Source organism: Pseudomonas sp. A-RE-19, assembly GCF_019956555.1.
GTDB lineage: Bacteria > Pseudomonadota > Gammaproteobacteria > Pseudomonadales > Pseudomonadaceae > Aquipseudomonas.
This window is the reverse complement of the sequence record NZ_JAHBDQ010000015.1, coordinates 1-15,644: the sequence shown is the minus strand read 5'-3', so window position 1 is coordinate 15,644 and position 15,644 is coordinate 1. Positions and strand designations below refer to the sequence as shown.

The 15,644-nt window shown below is 60.2% G+C and carries 9 protein-coding genes; 4 read left to right on the top strand and 5 right to left on the bottom strand.

Annotated elements, in window-relative coordinates; genetic code table 11:
* Positions 1-3 precede the first annotated feature (3 nt).
* From KGB14_RS11700 to KGB14_RS11690, 3 genes are all read right to left on the bottom strand, one after another.
* Positions 4-1,584, bottom strand: a complete 1,581-nt coding sequence (locus tag KGB14_RS11700; protein WP_223486705.1) for an aldehyde dehydrogenase (NADP(+)) — start codon at positions 1,582-1,584, stop codon at positions 4-6.
* A gap of 10 nt (positions 1,585-1,594) precedes the next feature.
* Positions 1,595-2,587, bottom strand: coding sequence for an AraD1 family protein (gene araD1, locus KGB14_RS11695; RefSeq protein WP_223486703.1), 993 nt, complete (start codon positions 2,585-2,587; stop codon positions 1,595-1,597).
* A 152-nt stretch (positions 2,588-2,739) separates the two neighbouring features.
* Positions 2,740-4,062 (bottom strand): MFS transporter, encoded by a 1,323-nt coding sequence (locus tag KGB14_RS11690; protein ID WP_223486701.1) that lies wholly within the window; start codon positions 4,060-4,062, stop codon positions 2,740-2,742.
* 193 nt (positions 4,063-4,255) lie between these two features.
* Between KGB14_RS11690 and KGB14_RS11685 the strand changes: the two genes are divergently transcribed.
* From KGB14_RS11685 to KGB14_RS11670, 4 genes are all read left to right on the top strand, one after another.
* Positions 4,256-5,992 (top strand): IlvD/Edd family dehydratase, encoded by a 1,737-nt coding sequence (locus KGB14_RS11685; RefSeq protein WP_223486699.1) that lies wholly within the window; start codon positions 4,256-4,258, stop codon positions 5,990-5,992.
* A gap of 207 nt (positions 5,993-6,199) precedes the next feature.
* The gene (locus tag KGB14_RS11680; RefSeq protein ID WP_223486697.1) at positions 6,200-6,916 is read left to right on the top strand and encodes a FadR/GntR family transcriptional regulator; all 717 of its coding nucleotides are present in this window, start codon (positions 6,200-6,202) and stop codon (positions 6,914-6,916) included.
* A gap of 129 nt (positions 6,917-7,045) precedes the next feature.
* Positions 7,046-7,687: a hypothetical protein gene (locus KGB14_RS11675; RefSeq protein ID WP_223486695.1), complete on the top strand. Its 642-nt coding sequence runs from the start codon at positions 7,046-7,048 to the stop codon at positions 7,685-7,687.
* Positions 7,688-7,720: 33 nt separating this feature from the next.
* The gene (locus tag KGB14_RS11670) at positions 7,721-11,863 is read left to right on the top strand and encodes a dermonecrotic toxin domain-containing protein (protein WP_223486693.1); all 4,143 of its coding nucleotides are present in this window, start codon (positions 7,721-7,723) and stop codon (positions 11,861-11,863) included.
* Positions 11,864-11,922: 59 nt separating this feature from the next.
* Here the strand turns inward: KGB14_RS11670 and KGB14_RS11665 are convergent, their stop codons facing one another.
* Positions 11,923-14,307: an efflux RND transporter permease subunit gene (locus KGB14_RS11665; protein ID WP_223486691.1), complete on the bottom strand. Its 2,385-nt coding sequence runs from the start codon at positions 14,305-14,307 to the stop codon at positions 11,923-11,925.
* A 28-nt stretch (positions 14,308-14,335) separates the two neighbouring features.
* Positions 14,336-15,403, bottom strand: a complete 1,068-nt coding sequence (locus KGB14_RS11660) for a WD40/YVTN/BNR-like repeat-containing protein (protein ID WP_223486689.1) — start codon at positions 15,401-15,403, stop codon at positions 14,336-14,338.
* Positions 15,404-15,644 lie beyond the last annotated feature (241 nt).

Sequence of the window (15,644 nt, the reverse complement as noted above, 5' to 3'; positions counted from 1 at the left end):
TCGTTAGAGAGCATCGCGCGACGGCTTGCCATCGACCAGGCGCTGAATGCGCAGCGGATTGCCATTCTTCAGCGCTTCCGGCAGCAGGCTGTCGGGGTAGTTCTGGAAGCACACCGGGCGCAGGAAACGGTCGATGGCCAGGGTGCCCACCGAGGTGCCGCGCGCATCGGAAGTTGCCGGGTACGGCCCGCCATGGACCATCGCATCGCAGACTTCCACGCCGGTCGGATAGCCGTTGAGCAGGATCCGTCCGACCTTCTGCTCCAGCAATGCCGTCAGCTCGCCGAACTGTTCGAAGTCCGTTGGCTCACCGATGATCGTTGCCGTCAGCTGCCCATGCAGGCCGTTCAACGCGGCACTGAGTTGCGCCTGACCCGCCACTTCGACGAACACCGTGGTCGGGCCGAACACTTCTTCTTGCAGCACTTCATCGCCATCGAGCAACAGGCTCACATCGGCCTTGAACAGTTGTGGCTGCGCCTGATTACCTTGTTGCGAACTGCCCGCCAGATGCTCGATTTTCGGATGAGCAAGCAGCTTCTGCAGGCCTTTGCCATAGCTGCTCAAGGTGCCGGCGTTGAGCATGGTTTGCGCCGGCTGATCGCCGATCAGCCCGGCCACCTGCTGCACGAATGCGCTGAACTGCGGCGAACGAATGCCGATCACCAATCCCGGATTGGTACAGAACTGACCACAACCCTGAACCACCGAAGCCGTGAGGTCACGGGCGACACTTTCAGCACGCGCTTGCAGCGCGTGAGGCAACACGATCACCGGGTTAATGCTCGACATCTCGGCAAACACCGGAATCGGCTGCGCCCGTGCCGCGGCCATGTCACACAGCGCCCGACCACCCTTCAGTGAACCGGTAAAACCGACCGCCTGAATCGCCGGGTGCCTGACCAGCGCTTCACCCACCCCGCCGCCGTAGATCATGTTGAACACACCGGCGGGCATGGCGGTTTTCTCGGCGGCGCGGATCACGGCGTCGGCCACCCATTCAGCGGTGGCCATGTGACCGCTGTGGGCCTTGAACACCACCGGGCAGCCGGCGGCCAAGGCGGACGCGGTGTCGCCGCCCGCCGTGGAAAACGCCAACGGAAAGTTGCTCGCGCCAAACACCGCAACCGGCCCGACACCGATGCGGTACTGACGCAGATCCGGACGCGGCAATGGCGTACGTTCAGGCAGCGCGCGATCAATCCGTGCCCCATAGAAATCACCGCGCCGCAGCACCTTGGCGAACAGACGCATCTGGCCGCTGGTGCGACCACGCTCGCCTTGAATCCGCGCCGCTGGCAATGCGGTTTCGCGGCAGACCACGGCGACAAAGTCGTCGCCCAATGCGTCCAGCTCATCGGCAATCGCATCGAGAAATTGCGCACGTCGTTCGGCGCTCAGGCTGCGATAGGCCGGGTAAGCAGCGGCGGCGGTCTTCGCGACGGCGTCGACTTCTTCAGAAGTGGCTTGATAGAAATCGTGGGGCAAGGCCTCGCCAGTGCTGGCGTCGACGCTCTGGAGTTTGACGTTGCCGGTAGCGCTACGCTGACCGCCAATGTAGTTGTGACCAAGAATCCGGGTCATGGGTGTCTCCTTAAAGTGTGCCGACGGTGCCGGGTTCGAACGCCGCTTCAACGGGCTCAATGCCATTGATCAATGGCGCGCCGAACTCGGCCTGACTGATCTCGAACACATCACCCGGTCGGGTGCGGATGCCGTCAGCGAAAGACAGGGTCGCGGTGCCGAAGAAGTGAATGTGCACGTCGCCGGGGCGCAGGAACTGGCTGTACTTGAAATGGTGATACTCGAGGTTTTCCAGGCTGTGGCACATGTTCGCTTCGCCACTGAGGAACTCGTTCTGCCACAGCACTTCACCGTCACGCAGGATGCGGCTGGTGCCGGCCAGATGCCGGGGCAATTCGCCGACCCGAAGCTCCGGGCCATAGCTGCAACTGCGCAATTTCGAATGGGCCAGATAGAGGTAATTCTTGCGCTCCATCACGTGATCGGAGAACTCGTTGCCCACGGCGAAACCAAGGCGATACGGTTTGCCGTCGTGGCCGATCACATAGAGGCCGCTGAGTTCGGGTTCTTCCCCGGCATCGTCGGCAAACGGCGGCAGCGGGAACGGCTTGCCCGGACGCACGACAATGCTGCCATCGCCCTTGTAGAACCATTCTGGTTGCACGCCGGCCTGGCCGGTCGCGGGCTTACCGCCCTCCACGCCCCACTTGAAGATGCGCATGGTGTCGGTCATGGCGGTTTCGTCGCCGACCTGCTGATGCATTTTGTCCCGGGCCGAGGCACTGCCCAAGTGCGTCAGGCCGGTGCCGCTGACCAGCATGTGCGCCGGGTCCGGGTGATCCAGCGGCGGCAGGATTTGCAGATTGGCCAGCAGCGCTGAATAGTCGTGGCTGGTGCCCAGGCCCAAGGTTTTGACCTGCTGCTCAAGATTGACCCCCGCTTCGATCGCCGCCAGCGCCAGATCCCGCACTGAGCGCGCATCCTGCACTTCGCGCACCAGACCGTCCTTGACCACGCCGACGCGGCGCTCGCCGTTACTCAATTCGAACTGAACTAAACGCATGATTTTCTCCTGTTAACGCAGAACTTCAAAACAACGCAGGCCCAATGTGGGAGCGGGCTTGCTCGCGAAGAGGCCGTCACATTCAGCATCACCGGTGACTGACACGACGCCTTCGCGAGCAGGCTCGCTCCCACATTTGAATCGTGTTGACCTCAGGTGCGGGTAGCCCCACGCGCACTGGCCGCAAATTCATCGGCCGGCAGCACGTGCTTACGCTCCAGCAGCCGATAAACCACACCCGTCAGGACCAGGCCGAACACCATCACGCACGACAGGAAATACAGCCCCGAGGCCAGATTGCCGGTGTATTCCTTCAACGCACCGATCACGAACGGACCGATGTAGCCGCCGAGGTTGCCCACCGAATTGATCAACGCGATCCCCGCCGCCGCACTGGCACCGGCAAAGAAGCGACCCGGCAAGGTCCAGAACACCGCCGTGCAGGAAAACAGCGCGAACGCCACCAGGCACAGCGCCGCCAATTGCAGCACCGGCACCGACAGCCAGGCGCTGAGGAACAGACCGATGGCGCCCAACACATACAGCACCGCCAGATGGCCATAGCGATCATTCAAACGGTCGGAACTGCGCGGAATGATCAGCAAACCGATGATCCCGAAGATGTACGGTACCGACGACACGAACCCGGTCACCAGGTCAGTGCCACCGAACTGCTTGATCAATGTCGGCAACCACAAACCGAGACCGTAGATGCTCAGCGTCACCGGCAGATAGAACAACGCCAGCAGCAACACGCGTTTGTCTTTCAGCGCATGCAGCGGATTGCCATGGCGGGTCTGGCCGTATTGTTCCAGGTCCTTTTTCAGTTCACCGGTCAGCCAGTCTTTCTCGGCCTGGTCCATCCATTTCACCTGTTGCGGGCCGTCCGGCAGGTAACGCAGCACCGGCCAGGTCAGCAGGATCGCTGGCGTACCGATGACGATGAACAGCCACTGCCAACCGTGCAGCCCAAGCATGCCGTCCATGCCCAGCAAGCCGCCGGACACCGGGCCGGTGATCATCATCGCGATCGGTTGGGAAAGGATGAACAGCCCGAGAATCTTGCCGCGATGGCGAATCGGGAACCATTGGGTGATGTAGTACAGAACGCCCGGGAAGAACCCGGCTTCGGCCGCGCCGAGCAGAAAGCGCATCACATAGAAGCTGTGCGGCCCCTGGACGAACGCCATGCCAATGGTGATGGCGCCCCAGGTGACCATGATCCGCGCGAACCAGCGCCGGGCGCCGAAGCGGTCGAGCATCAGGTTGCTCGGGATTTCCAGCAGGAAGTAGCCAATGAAGAACAGCCCGGCACCCAGCCCGTAGGCCGCGTCACCGATTCCGATGTCGGCGCCCATGTGCAGTTTGGCGAACCCCACGGCGGAGCGATCCACATAGGCGATCAGGTACAGAAGGATCAGGAAGGGAATCAGTTTCAGCGTGATGCGACGAATAAGCCGCAGTTCCTGGCTCATGAGTTCGGTCTCCGATTGTTGTTGTTATAGAACCTCGGGGGACGCCTCTCACGGAAAACCGTCAGGGCCATCCCTCCGTTGAAATCGACTATATAGTAATACTATTTAATCAACAACACTTCCAAACAGCCGAAATTGCGCCTATGTTACGCCGTAGCTCGAACAATATAGTCATACAATAAGAGAACCGATCATGTCTGATAAGAAACCCACCCTGCGCTCCGCCCAATGGTTTGGCACCGCCGACAAGAACGGCTTCATGTACCGCAGCTGGATGAAGAATCAGGGCATCGCCGACCACCAGTTCCATGGCAAGCCGATCATCGGCATCTGCAACACCTGGTCGGAACTGACCCCGTGCAACGCGCATTTCCGGCAGATTGCCGAGCACGTCAAACGCGGGGTGATCGAAGCGGGCGGCTTCCCGGTGGAATTCCCGGTGTTCTCCAATGGCGAATCGAACCTGCGCCCCACCGCCATGCTCACCCGCAACCTGGCGAGCATGGACGTCGAAGAAGCCATTCGCGGTAACCCGATCGATGGCGTGGTGCTGCTCACCGGTTGCGACAAAACCACTCCAGCATTGCTGATGGGCGCGGCCAGTTGCGACGTGCCGGCAATCGTCGTCACCGGCGGGCCGATGCTTAATGGCAAGCACAAAGGTCAGGACATCGGCTCGGGCACGGTGGTCTGGCAGCTCAGTGAACAGGTCAAGGCGGGCACCATCACCCTCGATGATTTCCTCGCGGCCGAGGGCGGCATGTCACGCTCGGCCGGCACCTGCAACACCATGGGCACGGCCTCGACCATGGCCTGCATGGCCGAAGCACTCGGCACTTCCCTGCCCCACAACGCGGCGATTCCAGCGGTCGATGCTCGCCGTTATGTGCTCGCTCACATGTCCGGCATGCGCGCAGTGGAGATGGTGCGCGAAGATTTGAAACTGTCGAAAATCCTCACCAAGGAAGCCTTCGAAAACGCCATCCGGGTGAACGCCGCCATCGGCGGTTCGACCAACGCGGTGATCCACCTGAAGGCCATCGCCGGGCGCATCGGTGTCGAGCTGGACCTGGATGACTGGACCCGCATCGGTCGCGGCATGCCGACCATCGTCGATCTGCAACCGTCCGGGCGCTTCCTGATGGAAGAGTTCTACTACGCCGGCGGCTTGCCCGCGGTGCTGCGTCGTCTTGGCGAAGCCAACCTGATTCCGAACCCGAATGCCCTCACCGTCAACGGCAAAACCCTCGGTGAGAACACCAAGGACGCGCCGATCTACGGCCAGGACGAAGTGATCCGCACCCTCGACAATCCGATCCGCGCCGACGGCGGCATCTGTGTGTTGCGCGGCAATCTGGCGCCACTGGGCGCGGTACTCAAACCTTCCGCCGCGAGTGCCGAATTGATGCAACACCGTGGCCGTGCGGTGGTATTCGAAAACTTCGACATGTACAAGGCGCGGATCAATGACCCGGAACTGGACGTGGATGCCAACTCGATTCTGGTGATGAAAAACTGCGGTCCGAAGGGTTACCCGGGCATGGCCGAAGTCGGCAACATGGGGTTGCCAGCCAAGCTGCTAGCCCAGGGCGTGACCGACATGGTGCGGATTTCCGATGCACGCATGAGCGGCACCGCTTACGGCACTGTTGTTCTGCATGTTGCGCCGGAAGCTGCGGCCGGCGGACCGTTGGCGACAGTGAAGGAAGGCGACTGGATCGAGCTTGATTGCGCCAGCGGGCGATTGCACCTGGACATTCCGGATGCGGAACTGGCAGCGCGCATGGCGGATCTGCAGCCACCACAGCAATTGATCGTGGGCGGTTATCGTCAGTTGTACATCGATCATGTGCTGCAGGCGGATCAGGGTTGCGACTTCGACTTCCTCGTCGGTTGCCGAGGGGCCGAGGTGCCGCGTCATTCTCACTGACACCATCAAACTAATATGGGAGCGGGCTTGTTCGCGAAGAGGCCATCACATTCAACATTGATGTTGACTGATAGTCCGCCTTCGCGAGCAAGCCCGCTCCCACATTTAATCCCCGTATGCCTCAGGACTGTGCTTGCTCTGGCGACCGTCCTCGCCGCGCCTGCTATCATGCTCGGCACCCCATCGCACAGGATCGCGCCGTTCCCCATGGATTACCGCAAACCCTCCGACCGCAAAAGCATGCACTCGCGCATCGTCCAGGAACTGGGCATGCAGATTGTCTCGGGACGTTTCAAACCAGACGACAAACTGCCCGCCGAAGCCCTGTTGTGCGAGGAATACGCGGTCAGCCGGCCGGTGCTGCGCGAAGCCACTCGCGTATTGGTAGCCAAGGGCCTGGTGTATTCCCGTCCGCGGGTCGGCACGGTGGTCAAGCAGCGCAAGGAATGGCACATGCTTGACCCGGACGTGCTGCACTGGCTGATGCAAAGCAGCCCGCAAAACGAATTCTTTGATCTGCTGACCAGCGTGCGCAGCATCATCGAGCCGGCCGCCGCCGCCCTGGCGGCGCAGTTCGCCACCGATGCCGACATCGCCTCCATCAATGAAGCCTACCAGCGCATGGAAGCCGCACCGACCCCCGAGGCCTTGTTGCAGCCGGACCTGGACTTCCACAGCCGCATCGCCGACGCCACCCATAACGACCTGCTCGCCAACCTGTGCAACATGCTGTCGGTGGCCATCGCCGAAGCCCTCAAGCATTCCAACCAGCGGCCCAACCTGCACGAACTGGCCTTGCCCCGACACAAGGCAATCCTCACGGCCATCGAAAACCGTGACGCCCTCGGTGCCCGCCACGCGACGCTGGTGCAGCTCGACGATGCCCGCAGTGCCTTGAGCAGCGTCCTGGGTCAAACCTTGTAACCACATGCCATCACCGGCTGGCACGTCGGCGGTGACAGAATGCGATTTCCTGACGGGGCCTGAAGGATTCCGGCCTCCAGGACCAAGCGCCATGACGGCGCCGGTCCCTAACACGATAAGGATTTCGTCATGCCCGACCCCAATACCCCCGTATCCCATGCCTTCAGCGAACTGCCCGCCCGAGCGGTGCAAAAGCGATTTGCCCAGCGTCCAACATTATCGTTCGTGCTCGCCAGTGCCTTGCGCGAAAGGTTGGCCGAGCACTACCCCGGCCTGGATGTCGATCCGATCCGGATCAAACTGGCTTCCCCCGAATCGTCGGGTGGCTGGACATTCGAGCTGCTGATCCATGTGTTCATCAAACAATTGTTGACCCCCTCCCCACCCGACTTTACCCTCCGCGATTCCCGGCCCTTCTTTCTGACTCAGGCACTGCCCTCGCGCCTCGACACCCCCGTTGCGCCCCATGTAGATATGCAGGTCGTCGCCCGGATCATTGCCGAGCTGCCCCTGACGCTATACATCGATTTCCAGCAAGCCTTGGCCGACTTCTGGAACCAGGCCGACGAAAGCGGCATCAACCACTGGCAGTGGCTCGCGGGCGTCCTCAACAACCAGCTCAAGGTGGCCTCACTGCTACCCTCCAGCCTGAGGGAAGAACAGCGCCAAATATTGTCACAGGTCGCTGCATGGCCGGATCGGGTCGAGCGCATGGCCCAGACAGGCGTCGTCTACGCCTGGTTCCTGGAAACCACGCTCGGCCAGGACTAGCGTGAAATACGCCGGCTGGGGCCGGAAATACTGTTGGCACAGGGCAAAAACGTCTTGCTGTGCCACGTGGATGGGCGTGTTGAAGCGTTCGACTCTCTGGACGACTTCAGCCTCGACTGGGGCCGGAAGATGCGACAGCAGTTTCTTGTAGAGCGCATCAATTGGAAACGCTATGAACCTGACGGCAATCTCTTCGAGCTACAGGCCGGCCTGATTTTCAACAGCCAGCTCGATGACCTGGAAGCGTTCAAGGCCGACACCGCCCATGACCTTGAGGACCTGGAGCGACACCTGGATGTCCTCACCGATCCATCGATCCTGTTTGCGCAAGCCCCCCAGAGTCACGATGCGCCGCTCAAGCAGTTGCATTCACAATTGCCGGACTGGCTGCAACACGCCTCGGCCACCGATCGTTTTGCCTACCGTCAGCATCTGCTGGACCTGGCCGAAGTCGTCGCACAAAGCCAGGATCGCACGTTCAACGAAGGGCTGGACGATATCCGGACCTTCAGCCGCCACGCTTTGCGGGCACGGATGCAGGCCGATCATGGCGAGGCGGCCGACTACGATCCTGACGATCTCGAGCTGGATTTTGCCGTCGCCGCCGGTTATCCGGGCGGCGCCGGTTTCATTGAGCATGTGCGCATGTCACTGACCGACCTGGCCCTGAAGAACCTGGTCGGCAAACCCAATGGCCGGATGAGCGTTTCCCATAAACGTGGCCTGGCATTGCCGGCCTGGCTTGACGAAGACTATCTGCTAGGCAGCAAGGGGCTGATACAACGGGTCGATATCGGCAAGGTCTACCCCGAAAAAATCAAGGACCTGCTGCTCTCCGGCTCCCCGGACGCCCAACGTCGGGCCCTGTTGTATACCCGCCAGCTTCGAGTGCAACTGCCCATGCGGGCACTGGAATGCAAGATTCGCAAGCAATCCGGCATTACGGCCAAGGGTTACCGCTACGTGGCCGCCCTGATGGGTGAAACCCCGGCCGACCGAAAAGTCGACGAGCAAGACATCGTCCTTCGCCCCCTGGCATTCCACCGCAAGCCCGGTGCGGAGCCGGACGTGGTCGACGACATGTTTGTGATCGAGCCGAAAAACCTGTTGGCCGGGCCACACGTTCTCTATCGTCCTCAGTACAGCGAGTCCTTGATCGAATTCCCCTCTCGCAGTGCCCTGCTCGACGCCATCGCACAGGCCGGCGACCTGCAGGACAGCGTCCTGACCTGGTTGCCGGAACGTGCGCGCAGTGTTTATGCCAACAATGGATTCAACGAACCCCACATTCTTCATTTCCACCTGGGAGATGAATTCGACCGATTGCCCAAACCGGCGCCAGCGACCCTGGCCGGCGACGAGGGTGCCGACGTGTTGTTTCAATCGCTGCGTGAAGGAAAGATTCTCTCTGCGTTGTTCGGCAGCAATGCCAATGCCCTTGTAGACCTGGCCAACCGCGAGTCGATATCCAACGTGGAAAGCCGCTGGGAGATCCTGCTCAAGGGCGCCGGGCTGCTATTCAATGTCGTACTGTTACCACTGGTTCGCGGGCCGTTAATGCTTGCCGGCTGGATGCTGGTGTTGATCGACGGCCTCGAAAAGGATCTCAGCGGGCTAACCAGCCCCGATCCCGAAACCCGTGAACTGGCCCTGATCGATTTGCTCCTCAATACCGCGATGGTACTGCTGCATGTGACACCGGCTGCCGGCACCCCAGAGCATCCTCTGCCCCGACCGACCCCCGACGAAACCGCGCTCTCGCTGGTGCCTTGGCGCCTGGCGCCACATCGGCCGGAACCTGCCACCCTGCAGATCAGACTCGGGACGGTGTCCCTGCCAGGCGAACCGGTGGGTGGCGGCCATACGCCGCTGGATTTCATCAGTTCCATCGCCAGCCCCAAAGCCACCGACAAGCTGCTTGACGCATTGCTCAATGTTCATGTGCCATGGCCCGAGAAGCTGCCGCCAGCGGTCACAAGCGGTCCGTTCAAAGGCCTGTACAACATCGACGGTGCCTGGCATGCGAGCACCGGGGGCTTGCTATTCCAGGTCAGTATCGTGCCCGGGTTCGGCGAGGTGTATTTGATCGATCCTTCGCACCCCGATCATCCCGGCTTCAAGCTCACCAGCGATGGTCAGGGCCACTGGCGACTGGATCGCGGGTTGAAGCTGGAGGGCGGAGGTCCGAAAAACCGGCGCCAAGCCAAACTGGAGGAGATTCAACGCCAGCTGGACGAAATCAAGCGCAACAAACCGGCGCTGGAGCAGCAACTGGAGCGTCAAATGGAACAATCGGCGCGGGCACGGGCGGGGTTGGACGAGACCGTCAGCCAGTTCGAGAGCACCTCGCTGGAACTGGAAGCCGCATGGGAAGCTCTGGATGAAGCCCAAGAGCAGGAATATCAAGCCGCAGCGGTACGACACCAACAGGCGGTCAAGGCATTCGCCGACACCAATCGAGCAGGCAACATCCAGTGCGAACTGCTCATTCGGATCACCGAGCGCGTTGAACAGACCACCCACGAGCTGATGGACATCAGCCGTAAAAGCCAACCACTGGAGCTCGCTGTCGACCACCTCAGACGACAGGTTGACCTGTTATGCGGTGTCGCCGCCAGTTACATCTATGGGCTGCGTTTCGGACTGGAAGTGGAAAAGCCGACCGTGACACCTCAAGGCGAGCCGATCAAAGTACTGTTCGCCCGCGAGGCGTCCGAACTCGAAGAAGGTATCCCCACGGGTTATCAGGAAGCGGTCGAGCTGTTCAAGTCCCGACTGGAGAACAAGGAACGCAGCATCGATCTGGTCGGGAGACTGGACCGGCTATACAGCGAACTGGATCAGTTTCCAGCGGGTCGCGCCGAACACGAACGGTTGGCACAACTGACAGATAGGCCCCAGGTAAGCGACAGGATGAATGCCGTCATCAGCAGCCTGGAAATGCTCCGCGGGCTGACCCTCGATCGCGGCAAACCCATGAGCGCCCAAGAGCAATACCTGTCTGACCTGCAACTGTCCGACTTGAAAAACGAAGTCACCATTTCCTATATGAACCTGCGTAACACCGAAGGCTTCACCCTGGCCGAGCGTCAGCAGGTACTGTCGACCGTTATAGACCGCTACAAACTGTCACTCGGTGCCTGCCAGGACTTACTGGACACGGGGTCAAGCCCCGACCGGATCGACTACCAGCGTCGTTTTGTCGCGCGCATCAACGAAGTGATCGCCAATGCAGAAGCCGAAATGGCCGAGCTGATCCGCTCCGAGGCAGAGGTTCCTGCGGTGCAGGAGGTCGCAAAACCTCAACGAAAGCGTTCGCCGACCAAACGGGTATTCAAGACTCGTAACAAAGGCACGCTGGTGGGCGATCAGGTCCCTGCCCCAGAGGGGGAAACAGGCGACTTCATTGAAATCCGCAACCCGAGCAATGATCAGGTAGTGGCTACGTTCCACAAACATCCTGGAGAAGACGTCTTCGTAGAGTGCGTGACTTTGCCGCCCACGAAACCGAAACCTGTCGCATCGGCCCCATCGCGCTCGCTGGCCACGCTCAGGAAAGACAGCCAGGCATTGATCGCCAGGCGGGTAGATATCGAGGGTTCAATCCGCTTCCAACAGAGAAAACTCAACGACCCGACACAGCTTGAAAACCTTGAGCCACGGGACTGGGACAACATGTTGACGGGCCACGGTGAAAAACTCACGGCCCTGGCCCGGGAAGCCGAAGAACTCAATAACCCTGATGCCGCGGCGCTGGGCAAGACCCTGCGTGATGAGGCTGCGCAGACTGTCGCGCTGGCACGTCGATACTGCGCCGAAGGCTACAAGAAGCAACGGCCCCAGGCTCAGAAAATTGATTATCTGTGGCGTCATGGCTTCGTTGATATCAACCTCGTGACCCGGCTGAAGAAACTCGCCACCGGTGACTACCTGACCGAATACTCGATACGGGAAAAGAACAGCCCGAATGTCTTGTGGTATGCACATTTTCACTACCCGACCCTTGATACGCCTCGGGCTGCCTATAGCTTTGCCCATATCAAGATCCCGACGCAGCGCTTCCTGACCTACAAGGATCTGCTCAAACAAGCCGGGACTGACAACCCCACCGTGATCAATCTGAAAAAATCCGTCATCGAACCGCCGCTGGATGAAAAGCTGTTTCTAAAACTTTGACCTGACGCACATAAAAGAGCCGCAGCTCAGGCTGCGGCTCTTTTGGCTCAAGCGATGAATCAGTGAGCAAACAACGAGTTGCCCTTCTGCCCCGCCAACTTCTCTGGTTTGATCAGGAAGCGTGCCAGCGCTGGCAGCAGCCACAACGCGCCGAACATGTTCCAGAGCAGCATGAAGGTCAGCATCAGGCCCATGTCGGCCTGAAACTTGATCGCCGAGAAGATCCAGGTGCACACACCGATCGCCAGGCACAAACCGGTGAACAGCACGGCTTTGCCTGTGGATTTCAGCGTCTGATAGTACGCCTCTTGCAGCGGCAGACCGGCACGCAGGAAGCTTTCCAGACGGCTGTAGATGTAGATTCCGTAGTCCACGCCAATCCCCACCCCGAGCGCCACCACCGGCAAGGTCGCCACTTTCACGCCGATGCCCATGAACGCCATCAACGCATTGCCCAGTACCGAGGTCAGTACCAGCGGCAGCACGATGCACAAGGTCGCCGCCCAGGAACGGAAGGTGATCATGCACATGGTTGCGACACAGATGTACACCAAGACCAGAATCGTCAGTTCGGAGCGCTTGATCACCTCGTTGGTGGCCGCCTCGATCCCGGCGTTACCGGCGGCCAAAATGAATTCCAGCCCTTCCTTGTTGTTCTCTTTGGCGAAGTCCTGCACCGCATGCACAGCACGATCCAGGGTTTCGGCCTTGTGGTCGTTGAGGAACACCAGCACCGGTGCCAGAGAGCAATTGTTGTTGTACAGGCCGTCGGCACGGGCGATGGAGTTGTTCAGCACGTCCGGGTTGCGCGACAGGGTTTCCCATTTCAGGTTGCCCTCGTTCATGCCCTTGATCATCTGCTTGGACACGGTCACCAGCGAGATCGCCGACTGCACGCCTTCGGTGTTCTGCATCTTCCACATGAGTTCGTCGATCGGCGCCATGGCTTCGTAGCGCGAGCAACCTTCGGACTTGGTCTTGACCATCACCACCAACACGTCGGAACTGGTGGAGTAGTTATTGATGATGAAGCTGTTGTCCTTGTTGTAGCGCGAGTCTGGACGCAGTTCAGGCGCGCCCTGGTCGAGGTCGCCGATTTTCAGGTTCTGGCTGTACCAGAGGCCACCACCGAAGGCGATCAGCGCCAGGGTAATGGAGATCGGGGCGACTTTCGGGCTGGCGAAATTCGCCAGCAGGCGCCAGAACGGGTGTTCGCGGTGTGCGTCTTTCTTGCTGCGTTCTACCGCGCGCTTGCTGATACCGACGTAGGAAATCGCCACCGGCAGCAGGATCAGGTTGGTGAACACGATCACCGCCACACCGATGGACGCGCCGATGGCCAGCTCACGAATCACCCCGATGTCGATGATCAGCAGCGTGATGAAGCCCACCGCATCGGCGAGAATCGCGATCATCCCCGGCAGGAACAGCTGACGGAAAGTGCGCCGCGCCGCAGTCAGCGCGTTGTCCGCCTCGCTGGACTGCAAGGCGATACCGTTGATTTTCTGCACACCGTGGGAAATCCCGATGGCGAAGATCAGAAACGGCACCAGCATCGAGTACGGGTCAAGCCCGAAGCCGAAGAAGTGCATCAGGCCCAACTGCCAGACCACCGCCACCAGCGTGGTGCTCAACACCGCCACGGTACTGCGCATGCAGTTAGTGAACCAGTACAGCAGGATCAGGGTAATGACGAAGGCGACGCCGAAGAACATCACCACCATGACCAACCCATCGATCAGGTCGCCGACTTTCTTGGCGAACCCGACAATGTGGATTTTCACGTTGGGGTTCTGGGCTTCGAACTTGTTGCGGATCTTGTCTTCGAGTTCATGGGAGAACTGGCGGTAGTCCAGCGCCAGCAACTTGCCCTGGTCCTGCGGGTCCGGGTAGGACTCCAGCAGCGGGATGTCGACGATGCTCGACTTGAAGTCGTTGGCCACCAGCCGCCCGACTTGCCCGGACTTGAGCACGTTGTTGCGCAGCAGGTCGAGGCTTTGCTGGGAACCGTTATAGCTCTGGGGAATCACTTCACCACCGGCGAAGCCCTCTTCCGTCACCTCGGTCCAGCGCACGCTCGGGCTCCACAACGACTTGAGGCCGGAACGGTCGACGCCGGAAATGTAGAACACCTCGTCGTTGATCTGACGCAGGGTCTCCATGTATTCCTTGGAGAAGATGTCGCCATCGGTGGCTTCCACGGAAATCCGCACCGTGTTGCCCAGGTTCGCCAGATCGTTGCGGTGCTCCATCATTTTTTCAATGAACGGATGCTCGAGCGGGATCATTTTTTCGAAACTGGTGGACGGCCGGATCAGCGTCGCCTGCCAGAACAGGAAAATACTGACCAGCAGGCAGATGACGATGACTGCCGGGCGGTTGTTGAAAATCAGGCGTTCAAGAAACGTCGCCTTGTCTTGGTGATGACTGCTCAAGGATGTCATAGACCCGCCTTCTTATTATTTGCCCGGCTCATTTGGACGACCCGTTTTTTCCAGTTTCTGCGCCGTCTGGCGAGGTGACGCGAACGCCGCCCTGTCCTGCCAGAATCAGATTGCCGTTGCCTGCCGCAGTCACCGCCGAAACGGAAATGCGATCCGGGCGGTTGAACACGCTGAAGGTTTCGCCATCGTCGGTGCTGCGAATCACGCTGCCGCCATTGCCGACGATCACGATGGAACCGTCGTCGAGCAGCGTCGCGCCGGACAGGCCGAACTCCAGGGCACCGCGTGCAGCCTTGAGCTCGACCTGCTCCCAGGTGCTGCCAAAATCCGTGGAGCGGTAGAGATTGCCCCGCAACCCGTAGGCCAGCAACGTGGCCGGTTGAGCAGTGCCGATCACGCCGAACAGCGAGCCTTCGTAGGGGCCTTCAAGCTTCTCCCAGGTCTGACCATCATCGGCGGAGCGGAACATGCTGCCCTGCTCGCCGACGATGAAAATGCCGGAGTCCTTGACGGCTGCAATGGCGTTGAGGTGGTACTGGTCTTCGTTATCGAGGCGGTCGCTGACGTCTTCCCAGTTTTTACCGCCGTCGGTGGTTTCCAGCAACGCACCGTAAGCGCCCACGGCAAAGCCGCTGTTGACGTCCTTGAACCAGACGTCGAGCAGCGGCGATTCGCGTTTCAGATCTTCGAATTGTTTGCTCCAGGTGATGCCGCCGTCTTCGCTGGCGAGGATCTGCGCGTCATGGCCGACGGCCCAGCCGTGTCTGTCATCGACAAAAAACACCGCCGTCAGCAGTTGCCGGGTTGGCACCCTGGCCTGGGTCCAGGTTGCGCCCTGGTCATCGGAATACAGAATGTGCCCGCGATCGCCGACCGCCACCAGGCGCTTGCCTGCGTGCACGACATCAAGCATCAGGCCTTTGCTGGCCTTGGCGGACTCAACGGAATAAACCACGTCGGAGGCTGGCGCGGCAGCGGCCAGCACAGGCGCCGACAGTACGGCACAGCTCAACAGCGAGAGCGCTGTAGCCAGCAACGCGAACCTGCGTAACGCCGGCGGGCGGCAAATACTCACACCCATGACAGGCTCACTCATAGACCTTCCCCCATTATTATTGTTAGGTCGCTCAACCTTTCAGGGCGCCGTCAGGGGTACTCATCGGGATTGACCTGTTCAGCAGCATAGTCCTGAAACCCGCAATCCAGAGCCCCTTCGGAAGCTGGCTTATCCTATCGGGGTTTGGAAAGGTCTGACAATCGAAGCCACGTTATGTTTTGTTAACTGCGGGGTTATGGGTTGTGGGTGAATGAGGAGGTATTCGGAGGGGTGATTGGGG